The sequence below is a fragment of the Ruegeria sp. BHSC276 genome, assembly GCF_059612945.1.
In genome coordinates, this window is sequence record NZ_JBXWRP010000006.1 from 255132 (window position 1) to 274257 (window position 19126).

19 protein-coding genes are annotated in these 19126 nt (G+C 63.6%); 9 read left to right on the top strand and 10 right to left on the bottom strand.

The window, feature by feature from the left end; all coding sequences use genetic code 11:
- Positions 1–91: 91 nt before the first annotated feature.
- The 7 genes from AC2FMD_RS12085 (at position 92) to AC2FMD_RS12115 (ending at position 5846) form a co-directional block, all read left to right on the top strand.
- Positions 92–1150: an ABC transporter ATP-binding protein gene (locus AC2FMD_RS12085; protein WP_496679538.1), complete on the top strand. Its 1059-nt coding sequence runs from the start codon at positions 92–94 to the stop codon at positions 1148–1150.
- Position 1151: 1 nt separating this feature from the next.
- Positions 1152–2228, top strand: coding sequence for an ABC transporter ATP-binding protein (locus tag AC2FMD_RS12090; protein ID WP_496687032.1), 1077 nt, complete (start codon positions 1152–1154; stop codon positions 2226–2228).
- Positions 2225–3088, top strand: a complete 864-nt coding sequence (locus AC2FMD_RS12095; RefSeq protein WP_496741794.1) for a carbohydrate ABC transporter permease — start codon at positions 2225–2227, stop codon at positions 3086–3088. The genes AC2FMD_RS12090 and AC2FMD_RS12095 overlap by 4 nt, the downstream gene beginning before the upstream one ends.
- On the top strand, positions 3085–3882 hold the full coding sequence (locus tag AC2FMD_RS12100) for a carbohydrate ABC transporter permease (RefSeq protein ID WP_496741792.1): 798 nt from the start codon (positions 3085–3087) through the stop codon (positions 3880–3882). The genes AC2FMD_RS12095 and AC2FMD_RS12100 overlap by 4 nt, the downstream gene beginning before the upstream one ends.
- A 146-nt stretch (positions 3883–4028) precedes the next feature.
- A complete protein-coding gene (locus tag AC2FMD_RS12105; protein ID WP_370797609.1) occupies positions 4029–4298 on the top strand; it encodes a DUF2160 domain-containing protein in 270 nt (89 codons plus the stop codon).
- 68 nt (positions 4299–4366) lie between these two features.
- Positions 4367–4762, top strand: a complete 396-nt coding sequence (locus AC2FMD_RS12110; protein WP_005983946.1) for a BlaI/MecI/CopY family transcriptional regulator — start codon at positions 4367–4369, stop codon at positions 4760–4762.
- A complete protein-coding gene (locus AC2FMD_RS12115) occupies positions 4749–5846 on the top strand; it encodes a M56 family metallopeptidase (RefSeq protein WP_496795051.1) in 1098 nt (365 codons plus the stop codon). Before AC2FMD_RS12110 ends, AC2FMD_RS12115 begins: the two co-directional genes overlap by 14 nt.
- 9 nt (positions 5847–5855) lie before the next feature.
- Here the strand turns inward: AC2FMD_RS12115 and AC2FMD_RS12120 are convergent, their stop codons facing one another.
- The 10 genes from AC2FMD_RS12120 to AC2FMD_RS12165 all read right to left on the bottom strand — a co-directional run bounded on the left by AC2FMD_RS12120 (position 5856) and on the right by AC2FMD_RS12165 (position 14694).
- A complete protein-coding gene (locus tag AC2FMD_RS12120) occupies positions 5856–6014 on the bottom strand; it encodes a hypothetical protein (RefSeq protein ID WP_496687030.1) in 159 nt (52 codons plus the stop codon).
- A gap of 326 nt (positions 6015–6340) precedes the next feature.
- The gene (gene arsB / locus AC2FMD_RS12125) at positions 6341–7384 is read right to left on the bottom strand and encodes an ACR3 family arsenite efflux transporter (protein ID WP_496795052.1); all 1044 of its coding nucleotides are present in this window, start codon (positions 7382–7384) and stop codon (positions 6341–6343) included.
- On the bottom strand, positions 7381–8658 hold the full coding sequence (gene arsJ / locus AC2FMD_RS12130; protein WP_496795053.1) for an organoarsenical effux MFS transporter ArsJ: 1278 nt from the start codon (positions 8656–8658) through the stop codon (positions 7381–7383). Before arsJ ends, arsB begins: the two co-directional genes overlap by 4 nt.
- Positions 8655–9653: an ArsJ-associated glyceraldehyde-3-phosphate dehydrogenase gene (locus tag AC2FMD_RS12135; protein WP_496795054.1), complete on the bottom strand. Its 999-nt coding sequence runs from the start codon at positions 9651–9653 to the stop codon at positions 8655–8657. The genes arsJ and AC2FMD_RS12135 overlap by 4 nt, the downstream gene beginning before the upstream one ends.
- Positions 9650–10489: an arsenate reductase/protein-tyrosine-phosphatase family protein gene (locus AC2FMD_RS12140; protein ID WP_496687026.1), complete on the bottom strand. Its 840-nt coding sequence runs from the start codon at positions 10487–10489 to the stop codon at positions 9650–9652. Before AC2FMD_RS12140 ends, AC2FMD_RS12135 begins: the two co-directional genes overlap by 4 nt.
- A 139-nt stretch (positions 10490–10628) precedes the next feature.
- On the bottom strand, positions 10629–11747 hold the full coding sequence (modC, locus tag AC2FMD_RS12145; RefSeq protein WP_496742837.1) for a molybdenum ABC transporter ATP-binding protein: 1119 nt from the start codon (positions 11745–11747) through the stop codon (positions 10629–10631).
- The gene (modB, locus tag AC2FMD_RS12150) at positions 11747–12415 is read right to left on the bottom strand and encodes a molybdate ABC transporter permease subunit (protein ID WP_496682487.1); all 669 of its coding nucleotides are present in this window, start codon (positions 12413–12415) and stop codon (positions 11747–11749) included. The genes modC and modB overlap by 1 nt, the downstream gene beginning before the upstream one ends.
- Before the next feature lie 4 nt (positions 12416–12419).
- Positions 12420–13439 (bottom strand): molybdate ABC transporter substrate-binding protein, encoded by a 1020-nt coding sequence (gene modA / locus AC2FMD_RS12155; RefSeq protein WP_496742835.1) that lies wholly within the window; start codon positions 13437–13439, stop codon positions 12420–12422.
- Positions 13421–13636, bottom strand: a complete 216-nt coding sequence (locus tag AC2FMD_RS12160) for a hypothetical protein (RefSeq protein ID WP_496795055.1) — start codon at positions 13634–13636, stop codon at positions 13421–13423. Before AC2FMD_RS12160 ends, modA begins: the two co-directional genes overlap by 19 nt.
- A gap of 173 nt (positions 13637–13809) precedes the next feature.
- Positions 13810–14694 carry a LysR family transcriptional regulator gene (locus AC2FMD_RS12165; protein ID WP_496682480.1) on the bottom strand — a complete coding sequence of 295 codons (885 nt, stop codon included), beginning with the start codon at positions 14692–14694 and terminating at the stop codon, positions 13810–13812.
- A 101-nt stretch (positions 14695–14795) separates the two neighbouring features.
- Between AC2FMD_RS12165 and AC2FMD_RS12170 the strand changes: the two genes are divergently transcribed.
- Positions 14796–16358: a proton-conducting transporter transmembrane domain-containing protein gene (locus tag AC2FMD_RS12170; RefSeq protein WP_496795056.1), complete on the top strand. Its 1563-nt coding sequence runs from the start codon at positions 14796–14798 to the stop codon at positions 16356–16358.
- Positions 16359–16387: 29 nt separating this feature from the next.
- The gene (locus AC2FMD_RS12175; RefSeq protein WP_496742833.1) at positions 16388–18763 is read left to right on the top strand and encodes a YbcC family protein; all 2376 of its coding nucleotides are present in this window, start codon (positions 16388–16390) and stop codon (positions 18761–18763) included.
- The last annotated feature ends 363 nt before the right edge of the window (positions 18764–19126 follow it).

The following is a 19126-nucleotide window of genomic DNA, read 5'->3' on the forward strand; positions in this document are numbered from 1 at the left end:
CACTACTCCCCGGGGGGCGCCGGTACCGGCGCCCCTTGCCAACCAAGACCAAACAGCGTTGCCACGCGCTGCGGGATCGGAACCCACGGACATGATCGAATTACAAGACGCGACCAAGCGGGTCGGCACCGTTACCCATATCAAACCCACGTCCCTGACGCTGCAGACCGGCCATTTCAACGTGCTTCTGGGCGCGACCGGGTCGGGCAAGACATCTCTGATCAAGATGATGGCCGGCCTGGATCCGATTGCCTCGGGCAAGGTTCTGATGGACGGGCAGGACGTGACACGGCTGAGCACTCAGAAACGCAAAATCAGCCTCGTGCATCAGTTCTTCGTGAACTACCCGCATATGACTGTGTTCGACAACATCGCCTCGCCGCTGCGCGTGGCCGGAATGGCGCAATCCGAGATCGAAGGCCGCGTGGAAGAGGCCGCCGACCTGCTGCAACTGCGCCCGATGCTGCACCGTCGCCCGCATGAACTGTCGGGTGGCCAACAGCAGCGCACCGCTCTGGCCCGTGCCATCGCCAAGGACAGCCGCGCGGTATTCCTGGACGAGCCGCTGGCCAATTTGGACTACAAGCTGCGCGAGGAATTGCGCGAGCAATTGCCCGAGCTGTTCGCCGGGCGCGGCGCCGTGGTGGTCTATGCCACGTCCGAACCCGAGGAGGCGCTGCTGCTGGGCGGCTACACCGCCTTGATGGAGGACGGCCGCGTGACTCAGTTCGGCCCGACGGCGGACATCTATCGCAATCCCGAAAACCTCGCCGCCGCGCGGGTGTTTTCCGACCCGCCCATCAACGTGGCCCGCGTCACGATCACCGGTGGCCAGGTTCAGTTGGCCGGCGGCGGCACATGGCGGCTGAGCGAGGGCATCAGCCTGTCCGACGGGCAATACAAGGTCGCCGTGCGCCCGCACCGCGTCACCCCCGTGCGCGCCTCGGCCGATGACGTCGAGCTGACCGGCCGCGTGATCGTGACCGAACTGTCCGGATCGGATTCCAGCGCGCATTTCCAGCATGGCGAAGACGCCTGGGTGTCGCTGGCCGCCGGGGTCCACCCCTATCAGGTGGGCGAGGACCACACATTCTACATGAACCCGGCCCATTGCCGGTATTTCGGCCAAGACGGCAAAAGGGTGGCCTGACATGGCACAGATCAAGCTTGCAAACCTCAAACACAGCTACATGCCATCGCCGCAAGGCCCACAGGACTATGCGCTGAAGGAAATCGACGTAACCTGGCGTGATGGCGGGGCCTATGCTCTGCTGGGGCCATCGGGCTGCGGCAAGTCCACGCTGCTGAACATCATCTCGGGTCTGTTGACCCCATCCGAGGGGCAGATCCTGTTCGACGACCGCGACGTGACCGCCCTGCCCCCTGATCAGCGCAACATCGCGCAAGTGTTCCAGTTTCCGGTGATCTACGACACGATGACCGTCGGCGAGAACTTGGCCTTTCCGCTCAAGAACCGCGGCGTCGATCCGGCGACGATTAAGCGGCGCGTCGACGAGATCGCCGAGATGCTGGATGTCACCGACATGCTGAACACCCGCGCCAGCGGCCTCAGCCCGGACAACAAGCAGAAGATCTCGATGGGCCGCGGTCTGGTCCGCGACGACGTGAACGCAGTGATGTTCGACGAGCCGCTGACCGTGATCGACCCGCATCTGAAATGGAAGCTGCGGTCCAAGCTGAAAGAGCTTCACCAGCGCGTCAAGGCGACGATGATCTATGTCACACACGACCAGACCGAAGCGCTCACCTTCGCAGACGAGGTGGTTGTGATGCAGGAAGGCGAAGTGGTCCAGATCGGAACTCCGGTCGAGCTGTTCGAGCGCCCGCAACACACATTCGTGGGCCATTTCATCGGCTCGCCCGGCATGAACGTGCTGCCCTGCGAGGCGCGGGGCGACCGTGCCCTGTTCGAAGGGCACGAGGTGATGCTGGAAGGTCCGGTCAGCGGCACCGGCGGTCGCACCGATCTGGGAATCCGGCCCGAATATGTGGGCTTTGGCCCCGATGGCATCCCGGCCCATATCACCAAGGTGGCCGATATCGGGCGGCACTATGTGGTCAGCGCCATGGTCGGCACCAGCCCAGTGAAGGCGGTGACCGAACACGCGCCCCCCGAGCCCGGATCGCAAGTCTGTCTTCAATTCAAACCTGAACAGACGCGCGTCTATCGTGACGGCTGGATCGCAACCGAGGAGCGCGCCCGATGAAAACGGAAAATCAGAAAGCGTGGTTCTTTGTCCTGCCGGTGCTGGCGCTGGTGGCGTTCAACGCACTGGTGCCCATGATGACGGTGGTCAACTACTCGGTCCAGGAAACCTTCGGCAACAACCAGTTCTTCTGGGAAGGGCTGGGCTGGTTCGAACAGATCCTGCGGTCTGACCGCTTCCAGGCGGCGCTGGGGCGACAGTTCCTGTTCACCGCGCTGATCCTGATGATCGAAGTGCCGCTGGGCATCATCGTGGCCCTGTCGATGCCGCGCAAGGGCTTCTGGGTGCCGGTCTGCCTGGTACTGATGGCCCTGCCGATGCTGATCCCGTGGAACGTGGTCGGCTCGATGTGGAACATCTTCACCCTGCCCAAGATCGGCCTGCTGGGGTATTTCCTGAACGACGTGCTGGGCATCAACTATGACATGACCCAACAACCGCTGTCGGCCTGGATCACCATCGTGGTGATGGATGTCTGGCACTGGACCTCGCTGGTTGTGCTGCTGTGCTATGCCGGTCTGGTGTCCATCCCCGACGCCTATTACCAGGCAGCCAAGATCGACGGAGCAAGCCCGTGGTCGGTGTTCCGCTATATTCAGCTGCCCAAGATGAAGACGGTTCTGACCATCGCGGTTCTGCTGCGGTTCATGGACAGTTTCAACATCTACACCGAACCCTTCGTTCTGACCGGGGGCGGTCCCGGCAACTCGACCACCCTGCTGTCGATCGACCTGGTGAAGATCGCGCTGGGACAGTTCGACCTTGGCCCCGCGGCCGCGATGAGCCTGATCTATTTCGCCATCACGCTGCTGGTTTCCTGGGTCTTCTACACCCTCATGACAAAGGATGACGCGCAATGAAGAAGCGGTCCCTCATCCCGATCCTGTATATCGCGTTCCTGATGTTGCCGATCTATTGGCTGGTGGCGATGTCCTTCAAGACCACGAACGAGATCCTGTCAGGCTTCTCCCTTTTTCCCCAGACCTTTACGCTGGAGAACTACAAGGCCATCTTCACCGATCCGACGTGGTATTGGGGCTATATCAACTCAATCACCTATGTGACGATCAACACGATCCTGTCGGTCTGCGTGGCGTTGCCTGCGGCCTACGCGTTCTCGCGCTATCGGTTCCTGGGCGACAAGCAGCTGTTCTTCTGGCTGCTGACCAACCGCATGGCCCCGGCGGCCGTGTTCGCCCTGCCCTTCTTTCAGCTGTATTCGTCGATCCACCTCTTCGACACCTACCTGGCGGTGGCACTGGCGCACACGCTGTTCAACGTGCCGCTGGCAGTGTGGATCCTGGAAGGTTTCATGCGCGGCATCCCGAAAGAGCTGGATGAAACCGCCTATGTCGACGGCTATTCCTTCCCCCGGTTCTTCGTCACGATCTTCCTGCCCAACATCAAGGCGGGCGTGGGTGTGGCGGCATTCTTCTGTTTCATGTTCTCGTGGGTGGAAATGCTGCTGGCCAAGACCCTGACGGCGGTTGAGGCCAAACCGATCGCCGCCGTGATGACCCGCACCGCGTCCAGCGCAGGCTACGAGCTGGGCCTGCTGGCTGCCGCCGGCACCCTGACCATCATCCCCGGCGCCATCGTCATCTGGTTTGTCCGCAACTACATCGCGCGCGGTTTCGCGATGGGACGTGTATGAGGTTCGACATGCGCAAACTCCTTCTCTCCCTCTCCCTGTTCGCCCCTTCCCCGGCGCTGGCGCAAGCCAAGGCTGGCTGGGGTAATGTCGGCCAGGAAGAACCCAAGGGCTTTTCGTGGACCGACCCGCTTTGGCCCGATTTCTGGATGGCCTGGACCCCGGCAACGCTGGCGGTTTTCGTGGGCATCTTCTCGGCCATCGCCCTGATCGGGGTACTCGAGGTGGTCAAGTTTCGCGACGGGATCGAACGCCGGGGCGTGCTGGGCCTGACCACCACATTGGGCGACCGACTGTTCATCACCCTGCTGGGTTCGGCCTATATCTTTCTGGCCTGGCTGGGGCTGGTCGGCCAACCGGTGTGGACCCCGCTTTTCCTGTCGATCGGCTGGGGCATTTTCGTTTTCTGGAAAGTTTAGGCTTTGCGCAACCGTGAAAGGATGCTTGTCTGGCAAGCATTACAGGCAAAATGGTGACACCGAAACCGATGCGAAAGAGAAAGACAGGAAATCTGCTGACCGAGGTTGAACTGGAGTTCATGAACGAGCTTTGGGCACTTGGCGAAGGCTCGGTACGCGACGTGCTGGACCGGCTGCCGCCCGAGCGGAACCTAGCCTACACCTCGGGCGCGACGATCCTGCGTATCCTGGATGAAAAGGGATTTGTCCAAAGCCGCAAGGATGGCAAAACCCTGATCTATCGCCCGCTGCTTGAGAAGGACACCTATCAGGCGCGGTCGCTGCAGAACCTGTCTCGCACGTTGTTCGATGACACCCCGGCCTCGCTGGTGGCACGTCTTGTCGATGACGCCGGCCTGACCGAAGCTGATCTGGAGGAAATTCGAGCACTGGTAGAGAGGAGACTGCAAAATGACAGCGGTTAAACCGGTACTCGACGCCTATTTGGACCTGAATGTCGTGCTGGCCTTGTCCGCGCTAATTTGGCTGGCCGCCCGGGCGGCGTTGCGCCCAACGGTGCAGCGGCACAATTTCGTCGTTCAATTGCGTGTGCTCAAGGCGCTTTGCCTGTGTGTTCTGCTCAGCCCGGTTCTGGCGCTGACGGTGACCGCACTGTCCGCGCAAATGTGGCCCGGACGCGCCGTGGCCATCGGGGACATCGCCGTCGCGGCCTATCTGCGGGGCGACATCGCCATGCCGGCGACCCAGTTCGAGGCCTTGCTGAACACACGCCAGCGCTGGGTCGATCTTGTGCTGTCCGGTCAAAGCCCGGTTCTGACCGGGCTTGTCGCGGCGCTGATCCTTGCCGCGCTGCGCATTCTGGCACGGACGGTTCGGGATGCGCTGGCCATTCGCGAAACCGTTCAGAACAGCTTCCTCTGGCGCCGCTCGACCCGCGTGGACGTGCGCCTCTCGGACCGGATCACCGTTCCCTTCGCTGTGCGCGGTCTGCGCCGCCGCCATGTGGTGCTGCCCAGCCATCTGCTGGACACCCCGCGCGAGCTACGCTTTGCGCTGGCACATGAACTCGAGCATGTCCGCGCCCGGGACGTCGAATGGGAGCTTGGAATCGAACTGCTGCGTCCGCTGTTGTTCTGGAACCCGGCCTTCTGGCTGCTGAAATATCAGTTCAGCCGTCTGCGCGAACTGTCCTGCGACCAATCCGTGGTCATGCGCCGCGGAATCGACGCCCGCGACTATACCAAATGTCTGCTGGATTACTGCGCCAGAACGGTCTCGCAGGGCCGCCCGCGTGTTCTGAACGTGGCCCTGGTTCCCGGTGGCAAGGCCAAGCGGGTCCTGCGGCAGCGGGTGATCGCCCTGGCCGACGCGCCCCGACTGAACGCGCCCGTGCCCGCCTTCTTTCTTGCGACGACGCTGATCTTTGCCGTTCTGGTGGCATTCGCGGCGGCATCGTTCCGCCAGACCCAGGATTGGAGCCACGACAGGCTGATGCTGTCGACGGTGGTCAATCTTGAACGGCTGGAAGCGCGCAACAACGGGAACTGACCGCCGCCGTCACCTATACACGCCCCACGGACCAAAGCGCGGCGCGGCGATCCGCGCCGGCCCAGAACAGCGGGCCGGACCATCACCGGACAGGCGGTCAAAGTCACGCATCATCGACCGCATGATTGCAAACGGATCGTTGCGTCGGTTGAATGCAGGTGCAAGCATGCGCGTCCTCCTCTGGTGTCGTTTCCCGGGCGCGACCTGTGACGTATCGCGCCGCGCCCCCCCCGACGGAGATCGGACATGCGGCAAGTTGGGCCGCCCCGAGGGCAGCGCAGTGTAGTCGCGTCAGTCATCTGTTCCCGTCCTGGCGAACGGCTGGCGGTCCGCTGTTTCAGCCGAACCTGTCACGTAACCACGAAACCCCAATCGGGCGTCTCACAACCGGCCAAAGTTTCGTTGAAACCAGATTTCAAGTGGGCGCCGAGAGAATTTTTCGCGACCTCCGAGATGGGCAAGACGTGCTTTCTTTCAGCATGTTAAACCGACAGTCAGATGCCGGCACGTTCCACGGCACCTGTTTCGCGTTGCTGGAACCTGCCGCGTGTCCGGTTGGCGAAAGTCACCAGCGACAGCATTACCGGCACCTCGACCAACACACCCACTACCGTGGCCAGAGCCGCACCCGAGTTCAGGCCGAACAGGCTGATGGCGACGGCCACCGCCAGTTCAAAGAAGTTCGACGTGCCGATCAGCGCGCAGGGCGCCGCGATCCGGTGCGGCACGCGCAGGGCAAAGGCCGCCGCGTAGGCCACCGCAAAGATCCCGTAGGACTGGATCAGGATCGGCACGGCGATCAATGCAATGACCGCCGGCCGGTCTAGAAGCACCTGCCCCTGCAGTCCGAACAGGATGACGACGGTCGCGATCAGGCCGACAACACCCCACGGCTTGACCCGGTCGCGGAACGCCGCGATCCGCTCAGCCGAGCCCAGCCGGTTGCGCGTCCAGACACCCGCCGCCAGTGGCAGTGCCACGAACAGGACAACCGACAGGACCAGCGTCTGCCACGGAACGGAAATGTCGGTCACGCCCAGCAGGAAGGCCACGATCGGAGCGAAGGCAAAGACCATGACAATATCATTCACCGACACCTGCAGCAGGGTATAGTTCTCGTCCCCCTTGGTCAGATGCGACCAGACGAACACCATTGCCGTGCAGGGTGCCGCACCCAGCAGGATCAGCCCTGCGATATATTGCTGGGCATCGGCGGGCGCGATCAGGTCGGCGAAGACGTATTCGAAGAACAGCACGCCCAGCGCCGCCATGGTAAAGGGCTTGATCAGCCAGTTGACCACCAGAGTGATCGCCAGCCCTTTGGGCTGTTTTACCACGTCGCGCAGGCTGCCCGGGTCCACCCCTACCATCATCGGATAGACCATGGCCCAGATCAGCACCGCCACCACCAAGTTGACATTGGACACCTCGGCCGCCGCGATGGCCTGAACCAAACCCGGCGCGAACGAGCCGATGGCGATCCCAGCGGCCATGGCCAGCGCGATCCACAGGGACAGATACCGTTCAAATACGCTCATGCCGAGATCTCCGAAGTTGTTTGGGGCTGCAAGCGCCCCGCCGCCACGGCGGACACCGAGACCATGGCGGCCGCCGTCCCCAGCATCAAGGGCAACCCGCCCCATTGATAGGTCAGCCCAGACAGCAGCGTACCCAACAGCCGCCCGCCCGCGTTAGCCATGTAGTAGAACCCCACATCCATCGTCACCCGCTCGGCCTGGGTGAAGGCCAGGATCAGGTAAGAATGCAGCGAGGAATTCACCGCAAAGACCGCGCCAAAGGCCAGCAGACCACCCACCAGCGTCAGCGTCAGCCATGGCGTCGGACCAGAGGACAGCAGCGCGGCCACCGTCAATAGGGCCGGCACACAGGCTAGCCCCCAGGCCCAGCTGCGCGCCGCTGCGACCAGATCGGCCTCATCCCGCGCCCCTGCCCGCAGCAGGCGCGGGGCGGCGGCCTGAAAGATGCCATACAGAATGACCCACATGGCCATGAACCCGCCGATCAGAAAAAAAGCCGCGCGGTTGCCTGCTTCGCTGCCATCCGACAGCACAGCATAAAAATAGATCGGGATGCCGACGACGAACCAGACGTCGCGCGCCCCGAACAGGAAGACCCGCGCCGCGGACAGCCAGTTCACATTGGCCGATTTCGAAAAGACCTCGGAAAACTTCGCGTCCTTGCGCCCTTTAGGCAGCCCCGGCGGCATCGTCAGCAGCACCGCCACCAAGATAAGGAACAAAACCCCCGCCATGCCCAGCACGGCACCCGTGAAGCCGAGCCCGGCCAACAAGGCCGCCCCCAGCAGGAAGCCCAGCCCCTTGACCGCGTTCTTCGACCCTGTCAGCACCGCCACCCAGCGGAACAGCCCGCCGCCTTCTGTGGGCGCCAACAGTTTGACTGCCGATTTCGACGACATCTTGGTCAGGTCCTTGGCCACTCCGCTGGCGCCCTGCACGACCATCACGAAGGCGACGGACACACCGATGGTCCAGCCCGGATCCAATTGCGCCAGCGCCAGCAACGCCAGCACCTGTATCGTCAGCCCTGCGTACAGGGTCGCGGTCAGCCCGAACCGCGCGGCGATCCACCCGGCGGCCAGGTTGGTGGCCATCCCGGCGATCTCGTACAGCACGAACAAATAGGCCAGCTGGACCGGTGAAAAGCCCAGAGTGTGAAAATGCAGCAGCACCAGCATCCGCAGGGCGCCGTCGGTCAGCATGAAGGCCCAATAGGCTGCCGTGACGGCCATATAGGCCGACAGCCCGTCCGGACGTTGGGAAGCGCGTGTCAAAGCGATGCCCCGACCATCATCGCCACATCCACCAGACGGTGCGCATAGCCCATCTCGTTGTCGTACCAGGCATAGACCTTTACCTGCGTTCCGTTCACCACCATGGTCGACGGTGCATCCACGATGCTGGACCGGGTGTCATTGGTATAGTCGGTCGAGACCAGCGGACGCTCCTCATAGCCCAGAATGTCGGCCAGAGGCCCCTCGGCCGCGGCCTTGAACAGGGCGTTCACCTCTTCGGCCGTCGTTTCGCGTTCAACCTCGAACACGCAATCGGTCAGCGAGGCATTCAGCAGCGGCACCCGCACCGCATGCCCGTTCAGCCGCCCCGTCAGCTCGGGATAGATCAGGGTGATCGCCGTGGCGCTGCCGGTGGTCGTGGGGATCAGCGAGTTCAGCGCCGACCGGGCACGGCGCAGGTCCTTGGCCGGACGGTCCACGATCGTCTGCGTGTTGGTCACGTCATGAATCGTGGTGATCGAGCCGTGCCGGATGCCCAGGCTCTCGTGGATCACCTTGACCACCGGGGCCAGGCAGTTCGTGGTGCAGCTGGCCGCGGTCACGATGCGGTGGCGGGCCGGGTCATAGGTGCCTTCGTTCACGCCAAAGACGATATTGGCCGTATCACCATCCTTGACCGGAGCCGAGACCACCACCTTTTTCAGGCCGGCGTCGAAGTAAGGGGCCAGCTTTGCCTCGGTCTTGAAAACTCCGGTGCAGTCGATGATGACGTCGACGCCCTCAAGCGGCAGCTCCGACAGGTTGCGGGTTCCGATGAAGGGCAGCCGCACGCCGTCAATGGTGACCGAGTTTTCGTCATGACTGAAGTCGGCGGCCCAGCGGCCATGCACGGTGTCGAACTCCAGAAGATGCGCGTGCATCGCGGGGTCCCCCACCGCATCATTGATCCAGGCGATCTGCGCGCCTTTCTCAAGCAGAGGTTTCAGGGCCAGCTTGCCGATGCGGCCCAAGCCGTTGAGAGCATAAACGGTCATGAGGTTTCTTCGGTATGGATCCGGCCGATGTCATCCACGGCGTTCTGAAGAGATATGCGATCCAGGGTTTCAAGCGGCAGCGATGAAAAGGTCAGGATTCGGTTGCGGATCGCGTCGTAAGCATCTTGAAAGGCACAAGTTTTCTGCTCTTGCGTCCCGTCGGCTCCGACCGGATCGGGCACGCCCCAATGCGCGCTGATGGGCTGGCCGGGCCAGGCGGGACAGTCTTCGTTCGCGGCCTGATCGCAGACCGTGAACACGAAATCGAAATCCGGCGCGCCCGGGGTTTGAAGCTCGGTGATGGTCTTGGCGCGCAAATCCGAAATGTCATGGCCATTGAGCTTCAGCACCTGCAAAGCAACCGGGTTCAACGCAGCCCGGGCCCGGGTGCCGGCCGAATACACGTTGAACCGGTCGCCCGCCTCGTCCCGCAGGATCGCCTCGGCAAAGATCGACCGCGCCGAATTGCCGGTGCAGATGAACAGCACATTCAGCTTCCGGTCCCGATCGGTCTTGTCAGACGTGGTGCAGGAAGCGGGCGCGCAGATCTCGGGGCGGCCGCGGCAGCAGTCCAGCAGCAAATAGTCGATCGTCCCGCGCACTGCCGCCATCTCGATGGCATAGCGCAACGAGGTCCCTGCCCGCTCCTGCGAAACCAGGCCCACCTGCAGCAATGCACTCAGGTAATTCGACAGCGTGTTGGGCTTTAGCCCCAGCGCGCGCGCGATCTCCGAGGCCGGGACGCGGTCGGGATAGCGCCGCATCAGCAGCCGAAATACGGTAAGCCGCTGTGGATGTCCCAGGGTGGACAGGCGTTCGGGAATCATTTTTTCCATATTTCATGAATATTCGAAATTAAAAGCGCAGCGCAAGTGACGGTTTGATGACAGCTCGTACTCTCGCAGTGCCGCAAACCGACAGGACGCCCCCGGCATGACCCCGGCCTGTGCCGCAACGGACCCTTGCCCGATCTGATCAGCCCAGGCCTCCGCCCCCCGCGTCATCAGCGGCACGCGCAACATGATCGCGGGCAACGGACATGGATTTGAGGATGGCGTGGACCGGATCCCCCGGTCGCAAACCAAGATCGGCTGCCGCGCGGCGTGTGATCCGAGCGAGGATCTCGTGTTCACCGACCGCAACATGGACCAGCACGCCCGGTCCTGCTCCGGGTACGATCCGTGTCACTGTTCCGCCAAGGATGTTCTGCGCCGACAGCCCCAGAGGCCGGGCGCGCGACAGGATCACGTCATGCGCCATGATCCGCACCCGGACACCGGTGCCGGGCGCCCCGTCGATCCTGGGCAAGAACAGCGGACCGGTCGCGGCGTCAAGTCGGGTCAGACCGTCGTCGAGATGCTCGGCCACCATCGCGGGCAGCATGACAGCCGCTTCGCGGATTCCCATGGCCCGCAGCGCGTCGGCGTCGGCCATCACTTCGGCCGTGGTGCCGTCGCGCACGACCCGGCCGCAGTCGATCACCAACATCCGATCCGCAAGCAACTGCGCCTCGTTCACGTCATGGGTCACTAGAACCACCGGCATTTCCAGATCGGACCGCAAGGCGATGATCTCGCCGTACAGCCGCTCACGCGTGGCACGATCCACGGCCGAGAACGGCTCGTCCAGAAGCAGCACGTCGGGGCGCCGCGCCAAGGCCCGAGCCAGCGCCACGCGCTGCTTCTGCCCGCCCGACAAGTCCGCCGGCCGGCGATGGCCGAGCCCGTCCAGATGGACGCGCTGCAACAGGTGTTCGGCCTCACGCACCCGCGCACGGCGGGGCAGATCCCCCAGGGACGTGGCCACGTTCTGCGCCGCCGTCAAATGCGGAAACAGCGCATAGTCTTGAAACACAAAGCCCACGCGGCGGCGGTGCGTCGGCAAGCAGAGCCCCGCCTCGGTATCGAGCCATGTGATCCCCGCGGCCTCGACCCGCGCCGCTTCGGGCCGCCAGAACCCAGCGATGGTCCGCAAGGTCGTGGTCTTGCCCGATCCCGAGGGTCCGACCAGTGCAAGCAACTCTCCAGGTCCTACCGCGAAGGTCAGATCAAGCGGAATTGGCGCCTTGGCCCAGAGTGTGACCCTGAGCGTCATCAGTCGAGCTTTCGCCCCATGCGGGCCGACAGGGCGAAGGTGACAGCGATGGTGAACAGCGAAATGGCGACCAGAACCGAAGACATCGTCGCTGCCGACTGCATGTCGAAGGCCTGCACGCGGTCATAGATCGCGATGGCGATGGTCTTGGTCTCGCCGGGGATCGAGCCCCCCACCATGAGGACGATGCCGAATTCACCCAGCGTATGCGCGAAGGTCAGCACCATGGCCGTCATCACCCCCGGCCATGCCAGGGGAAGTTCTATGCGCAGCAACGCGCTCAGGGGGCGCAACCCGCTGGCCGCCGCCGCCTCGCGCAGGGACGTCGGGATCGCCTCGAAGGCGCGCTGCGCCGGTTGGATGGCAAATGGCAGGTTGAAGATGACCGAGGCCACGACCAACCCCTCGAAGCTGAAGACCAATTGGTGGCCGAACAGCCCCTGCCAGGCCGCACCGATCGGAGAGTTCCGCCCGAGCGTGACCAGAAGGTAGAAGCCGAACACGGTCGGCGGCAGGACCAGCGGCAGCATCACAAGCCCCTCGACCACACCCTTTCCCCGGAACTTACGGGTCGCCAGAAACCGCCCGAACAGGATCGATACCGGTAGAAGCAAGGCCACCGTCCACGCAGCGAGCGAAAGCGAAAGCCAGAGCGCCTGCCAATCCATGCGTCTAACCCGGCACGCTAAAGCCGTGGCGCGCCAAGATTTCAAGCGCAACAGGCATTTTCATGTAGCGATAGAACGCCTCCGCCACGGGCCCCGCATTCCGCACCAGGGCCATGCGCTGCATCAGCGGCTGGTGCCAATCGGCGGGAATGAGCGCAAATTCCCCCAGCGGCTGGAGCTGCGGCGACTGGGCCAGGGACCAAGCGATGATGCCGCCATCGGCGCTGCCCGACAGCGCGAACTGCGCGGCCTGGCTGACATTTTCACCCAACACCAGCGACGGTTCGATTGCCGTCCAGATGCCCACATGCTGCAGGACCTCCATCGCCCGCATGCCATAGGGCGCGTGCTGGGGATTAGCGATTGCAAAGCGCGACACCTGCCCGGCGCCAAGCGCGCGGTGCAGGTCTTCCAGCGTCCCGTCGGCCGCCAGCGTCGACCCTTGGTTCGGAACGGCGATGGCCACGCGCCCCTGGGCGTAGAGAGCGCCCTCGTCCCGCAAGAACCCATCGCGGGCCAGATCGAGAACAAAGCTTTCATCGGCCGCCATGAACATTTCAAAAGGCGCGCCTTCGCGGATCTGCCGCGCGAAATTGCCGGTGGACCCGAACGCAAGCCGCAGTTCGTGGCCGGTTTCCATGGCGAAGGCGGCGGCGATATCCTGAACCGCAAAGCGCAGATCCGATGCCGCGGCAATAATGGGCGGTTCCTGCGCCCGTGCCGCTGCGGGTTGCGCAATGGCGGCAATTCCGCAGGCGAGAGTCGCTGCCCCGAACATGCGGCGGGTGAGGTTCATATCTGCGCTCCGGGTGAATGTGCCACCATTTTTCCTTGGCAAAATATCCACGCTCGCTCCCAAAGGGTCAATTGCTATTTCTTGCCGCAGACCATCCGGCTCTGTGGCAAGGACCTCTGCGACGAGTCCCTCCAGAAAACCAAAAAAGAGTACGCCGACACAGGCAACTGGCGCTGCAATAGACGGCCTTTGGATTGGGTCCGGCCGTCTCAGCCGCACGAACGACATATTTCATCATCCTTGACCGCCAGTCGATCAACGGCGATGCCCGCTTTGCCTCCTGTCGGCTTGCCCCGTTGCTCAGCTTGCACGCGTTCGAAACCGGTGCCGAAATTTTGGCGGGGCTGACTTTCAGTCCATCGAAAATCCCTGTGAAAAAATGGCACCGCTCCAAATTGCGCGGGTTTCGTTTCATCAGTGGCCAAGGATGACTCAGGGTCCAAAACCGGATGCCAGAACCGAGATTGAGGTTCGCAAAAAATCGCGCGAGCATTTTGACAAAACCAAGACTCCAGCACTGCCTGTGGCTGCATAAGCTTACGCAAGGAATATTCGGCTGGACAGCACGGAAGTTTTCTTGACGCTACACAGATCAGCCTCAGCCGAACTCCGCGGCCATGGCCGCCTCCAGCGCGTCGCGGATGAGAGGGTTGGGGAAGCGGCGACGCAGAGTCACAGCAAAGAAAGTCTCCGACAGCCCGTCGAGCTTGGCAAGCTCGACCAGCCGGCCTGACGCAAGCTCGTCCTGTACAACGATGGGTGGGATTACAGCGAGCCCCGCACCCGAGCGCGCCAGAAGCCGCAGCATGGCCATGTCATCGGCTTCGGCGACGATGCGGGGCAGGATTGAGAACCCGTCGAACATAGCGTCGATGGCCGCCCGCAGCGCGCTTCCGGAGGCAGGCAGGATCAGTGGACGGCTTTCCAGCAAGTCGTGCAGCGGCTGCCCAGCAAGATCGGGCGGACCGATCAGACTGACTGGTTGCTCGGCAATGCTGTGGATCAGGTGACGGCTAGCTGCGTCTTGCGCGGGGGGGTGGTTGGTAAGCACCACGTCAAGCGTTAGTGCCTCTAGACCGGCGATGAGCTGAGACTGCGGACCGGAGCGCAGAATAACTTCGACATCTTCTTGCACAAGAAAGGGCGCGATGAAACCAATCTGAAAGTTGCGCGACAGCGTGGACAATGCGCCGACGCGCAGAGCTCTCCGACCGGCGTGGCGGTCGCGCAGAGTGGCCACGAGATCGTCTGCGGTCCGGAAGATCGACTCGGCATGGTCGAGCGCAATCCGTCCTGCCTCGGTCAGCACCAGCCCGCGTCCGCGGCGCTCGAACAACTGATGGCCAAGCGTGCTTTCGAGCGTCTTGATCTGTGTCGACATCGCCGACTGCGACAGGTTCAGCCGCTGCGCCGCGCCGGTGAGCGTGCCTTCGCGCGCGACTGCACGGAACAGGTGAAGATGGTGAAGGTTGAGCTTGGCCATTGTTCCATCAGATCGAACGTTTACACTAAAATTATGTAATTTTCTGGATAACGCCAAGAGTTTATGTCCGCTCCACAGTTCCTTGAACGTGGAGATTGACAATGGATGCCCTTCTTGCCTTCCCGGGCCAATTCGCGCCTCTGGTTTTGCTGATCGGCGCTGCCACAATGATGGTCACACCGGGCCGTCGTCCGCCCCGTGCGCGCTGGCTGCCGGAAAGCGCAAGCCTTGTCGCGCTAGTGCTGGCCCTTTCCGGGGCCGCCATGCTCGCGACAGGTTCCGCGCCAAAGACCGGCGTCAGCGGATTCGGACAGCTGCTCATGCTCGACGTAATCGGCGCGACAATGTCGCTGCTTGTCGCCTTTATCGGCTGGATCGTGACACGCTATTCAAAGCGCTACATGGACGGCGAAGCGCAGGAGGGGCGGTTTCACGCATTGATGCTGACCACGCTGGCCATTGTTCTGGCGTTGGTCCAAGCCGGCCATATTGCCGTTTTGGTCGCAGCTTTTCTGGCAACCGGGATAGTGTTGCGTCAACTCTTGCTTTTCTATTCGGATAGGCCGGCGGCGCGGAGAGCGGCAACGAAGTTCTCCCTGGTCTGGCACGCCGGCGATATAGCGCTGGTGCTTGCAGCAGGTCTGCTTTGGGTGTCTTTCGGCACCGCCGATCTGACCGCACTGCGCGAGTCTGTGCAAACGCAAGGCCTGGGCGCTGCGGGACAGGCAGCCGTGGCGCTCATTGTGCTGGCAGCGCTCTTGAAGACGGCAGCCTTCCCCGTGCACGGCTGGCTGACTGAGGTGATGGAGGCGCCTACCCCGGTTTCGGCGCTACTGCATGCAGGGATCATCAATGCAGGCGGAGTCCTGCTGATCCGGCTCGCAGAGCTGGTGCAGGCCAGCCCTGCGGCGATGGCAGTTCTGGTCCTGATGGGCGGGCTCACTGCTCTCTTTGGGGCGGTGGTGATGCTGACACAAAGCGCGGTCAAGACGGCACTGGCCTGGTCGACGGTCGGACAGATGGGCTTCATGCTGATGCAATGCGGGCTGGGCTTGTGGCCGATTGCGCTCCTGCACATCGTCGCCCATGGGCTCTACAAGAGCCATGCCTTCCTGACTGCCGGTATGGCCGTGACCGAGGTCAACGCCGCGCGCCGTCCGGGGCCTGTGGCGGTGCCGGGCTGGGGGGCAGTGTTTCGGGCCTTTGCCCTGGCGCTGGCACTTTATGCGGCTATGGCGGGGGCTTTCATGGCCATCGCCGGGCCGAAGTCACCGCAGGCGTTGGCGCTGGGCGCGATTCTTGTCTTCGGCGTCGCCTACCTCGTGGCGCAGGGGCTGGCCGATGCCGCGCCGCGGGCCCTGACGCGCCGCACCGCGCGCGCCGCGCTCGCCGCCACGGTGGCCTATTTTGCCTTCCAACTCGGCGCGCAAGCGCTCTGGGGCGCTCATCTGCCCGCACCGCCCGTTCCGGGCCCGCTGGAATGGGCGCTGATCGTGCTCGCGGTTACGTCCTTCGGGTTGGTGGCGCTTGCTCAGGCTCTGTTTCCGCTCTGGGCGAACCACCCAGCCGCTGCAGGGCTGCGCGTGCATGTCACCAACGGCCTGTACCTAAATGCGCTCATTGACCAGGCGATCGGCGGCTTCCGCACTGTGAAGCCCAAATAAACGCGAAATAAGGATCTTACGAAATGTTCATGCAAGAAATCGACATAGCGCCAGCCCGGCTGTCGGCGATTCTGAAGGCCGCCGAGGCCGCCGTGCGGGCGATCCCGCCCGCCTTCCCGCTTGATGCCACGGTGGCAGTCAACCCCTTTCTTGGACAGGCGGGAGAAAACATGACCGTAGCGGCGGCACGTCTTGCGCGCGTATCCGGTGCGGCGCTCTTCCGTCCGCGCACTGAGCTTGCAGCCGAGGTTGCAGCAGGGCGTATCACCGATGACGATCTCGCAGCGGCGCTGATTGCCTGCACCTCACCGCTTAAACCGGCCAACTTGGCGCTTCTAAAGGCCAAGATGCATGCGCCGACACCAGCGCCCCGCGCTCTGCCAACCGTTGCCGATCTTGCTGCCGAGTTGAGCGGGACCGACTGGCCCGCCGTGATCGAACGCTGCGTCGGCCTCTGGGCGGCCGGTCACTTCGACCGGGGGCAAGCGTTTTGGTTACCTGCGACGGATGCCCCCGCCTGGGCCGCCTGGAGGGCCTGGGCCGCGCGCGACCTGACCCCCGAGATCGCCGGACTCCATGGCTTCTGCGCGCATGTCGCAGCCGTCCCAGACACCCCCGAGCGAGCGATCGCCAGAGCGGCCGAGTCGCTGGGCATCGAGGCAGACGCGGCCGAAACGGCCTTTCACCGGCTGCTTTTGGATCTCGGTGGCTGGGAGCAGCACGCTCGCTGGTTGCTGTGGAAGGCCGAGCAAGAGAGAGGGACCGACCGCACCCTTCCGGCGCTGCTAGCGATCCGTCTGACCTGGGAGGAGGCTCTTTTTGCGCAGTACCCCGAACTCGCGCCCCGCTGGGCCGAGGTGGTTCGGGCGCATGCCGAACCCGTCGCGCCAAGCCCGGACCTCGTGATTGACGCAATCCTTCAGGATGCCGCCGAACGTGCCCTCCAGCGGCGCCTCGACGAGCGGCTCGATGGGCCCGCCGCCCTGCCCTCGGCACGCTCGACGCTGCAGGCGGCCTTTTGCATCGACGTGCGCTCCGAGCCGTTTCGCCGCGCTCTCGAGGCGCAGGCACCGGGAATCGAGACCCTTGGTTTCGCTGGTTTCTTCGGCCTGCCGGTCGCGCATTCTCCACATGGCTCCGATGCGGTCGAGGCGCATCTGCCGGTGTTGCTGACGCCCGCCCTTCGCAGCTCGAGCCAGCAGCCCGGGACCGCCGAGAAGGCGACACGCATTGACGCGCGGGCAGTGCGCGCCTGGGGGCGTTTCCGGCAGGCGGCAGTCTCGTCTTTTGCCTTTGTGGAGGCGGCGGGGCTCGTCTACGGCTGCAAGCTTCTGGCCGGCACATTCGGCAAGGCCGCCGCAGCAGCGACGCCAGAACCCGCCCCTCGCCTTGCAGATACGCTCTCGCCGGAACGCCGGGCGGAAATCGTGGCCGACGTGCTCAAGGCAATGGGCCTTCGTGAAGGATTCGCACGGCTGATGTTACTCGTCGGCCATGGCGCGCAGGCCGCCAACAACCCCCACGAAAGCGCCTATCACTGCGGCGCCTGCGGAGGTCACACAGGTGCAGTTTCGGCGCGGCTTCTGGCCGCACTACTGAACGATCCAGAAACCCGTGCGCATCTTCCGGGGCTCGGGATCGCGCTGCCCGAGGACACGCACTTCGTGGCCGCGCTGCACGACACCACAACCGAGGAAGTGAGTTTGTTCGATGCCGAAGCCCCCGCCACGCATGCGCCGGAGCTTGCACAGACCCGCGCGTGGCTTGCAGCGGCGAGCAATCAGGCGCGGATGGAGCGCGCTCTCAAGCTTCCCGGCGCAACGCCCCAAACCGTGGCGACGCGGGCGCGCGACTGGTCCGAAATCCGCCCCGAATGGGGGCTTGCGGGCTGTTCCGTGTTTATCGCCGCCCCGCGCGCGGCGACCGCTGGCAAGGATCTCGGCGGGCGTGCCTTTCTGCACAGTTACGACTGGAAGGCGGACGAGGGCTTTGCCACGCTCGAGTTGATCCTGACCGCACCTGTCGTGGTGGCAAGCTGGATCTCCCTGCAATACTACGGCTCAAGCCTCGCACCCGAAGTCTTCGGGGCCGGCAACAAACTCATCCACAATGTCGCAGGCGGCATCGGCGTGGTCGAGGGAAACGGCGGGCGGCTGCGGGCAGGACTGCCCTGGCAGGCAGTGCATGACGGCATGCGTCAGATGCATGAGCCGCAGCGCCTGACCGTGCTCATCGAGGCCCCGCGCGAAGCGATCTCGGACATCCTCGCCCGCCACAGCGAGGTTGCGGCGCTGTTCAACAACGGCTGGCTCCACCTGCTGCAACTCGAATCTGGACGCGTCGCCGCTCGCTATCGGCCAGGTGGAGAATGGCGGACACAAACCGTTCCAAGGCAGGTAGCTTGAGCGTTAAAGACGCATCGCCTTCGGTATCATGCATGGCAAAGAGGCGGTGTTCGCACTGCCTCGGCACAAGGTCTCCGCCTCTTGCGCGCCATCGGCCGGGCATGGCGCTAGCGGAAGATTCTGGAGGCCGGCTAGGTCGCCACACTCACGGATCTCGCCGCCGACGAGGGCCTGTCCGACCGCTACTTTGGCCACCTCAAACGCCTCGCCTGGCTTGCGCCCGAAGTGATCGGGCGCCTCGTCGTCCACCGCGAGCCCTGCACGATCACGATCGGCGACTACAGCGGCAGGTTTTCCGGTAAACTAGGCGCGATTGATACGCCACATGCTTACCCCCAGTCAAAATCACAACTCTACGAAAAA

Coding starts and splice junctions, on each gene's coding strand:
- AC2FMD_RS12085 (WP_496679538.1), top strand. CDS start 92: ATGATCGAATTACAAGACGCGACCAAGCGGGTCGGCACCGTTACCCAT.
- AC2FMD_RS12090 (WP_496687032.1), top strand. CDS start 1,152: ATGGCACAGATCAAGCTTGCAAACCTCAAACACAGCTACATGCCATCG.
- AC2FMD_RS12095 (WP_496741794.1), top strand. CDS start 2,225: ATGAAAACGGAAAATCAGAAAGCGTGGTTCTTTGTCCTGCCGGTGCTG.
- AC2FMD_RS12100 (WP_496741792.1), top strand. CDS start 3,085: ATGAAGAAGCGGTCCCTCATCCCGATCCTGTATATCGCGTTCCTGATG.
- AC2FMD_RS12105 (WP_370797609.1), top strand. CDS start 4,029: ATGGCCTGGACCCCGGCAACGCTGGCGGTTTTCGTGGGCATCTTCTCG.
- AC2FMD_RS12110 (WP_005983946.1), top strand. CDS start 4,367: ATGCGAAAGAGAAAGACAGGAAATCTGCTGACCGAGGTTGAACTGGAG.
- AC2FMD_RS12115 (WP_496795051.1), top strand. CDS start 4,749: ATGACAGCGGTTAAACCGGTACTCGACGCCTATTTGGACCTGAATGTC.
- AC2FMD_RS12120 (WP_496687030.1), bottom strand. CDS start 6,014: ATGCTTGCACCTGCATTCAACCGACGCAACGATCCGTTTGCAATCATG.
- arsB (WP_496795052.1), bottom strand. CDS start 7,384: ATGAGCGTATTTGAACGGTATCTGTCCCTGTGGATCGCGCTGGCCATG.
- AC2FMD_RS12135 (WP_496795054.1), bottom strand. CDS start 9,653: ATGACCGTTTATGCTCTCAACGGCTTGGGCCGCATCGGCAAGCTGGCC.
- AC2FMD_RS12140 (WP_496687026.1), bottom strand. CDS start 10,489: ATGGAAAAAATGATTCCCGAACGCCTGTCCACCCTGGGACATCCACAG.
- modC (WP_496742837.1), bottom strand. CDS start 11,747: ATGACGCTCAGGGTCACACTCTGGGCCAAGGCGCCAATTCCGCTTGAT.
- modB (WP_496682487.1), bottom strand. CDS start 12,415: ATGGATTGGCAGGCGCTCTGGCTTTCGCTTTCGCTCGCTGCGTGGACG.
- modA (WP_496742835.1), bottom strand. CDS start 13,439: ATGTCGTTCGTGCGGCTGAGACGGCCGGACCCAATCCAAAGGCCGTCT.
- AC2FMD_RS12165 (WP_496682480.1), bottom strand. CDS start 14,694: ATGGCCAAGCTCAACCTTCACCATCTTCACCTGTTCCGTGCAGTCGCG.
- AC2FMD_RS12170 (WP_496795056.1), top strand. CDS start 14,796: ATGGATGCCCTTCTTGCCTTCCCGGGCCAATTCGCGCCTCTGGTTTTG.
- AC2FMD_RS12175 (WP_496742833.1), top strand. CDS start 16,388: ATGCAAGAAATCGACATAGCGCCAGCCCGGCTGTCGGCGATTCTGAAG.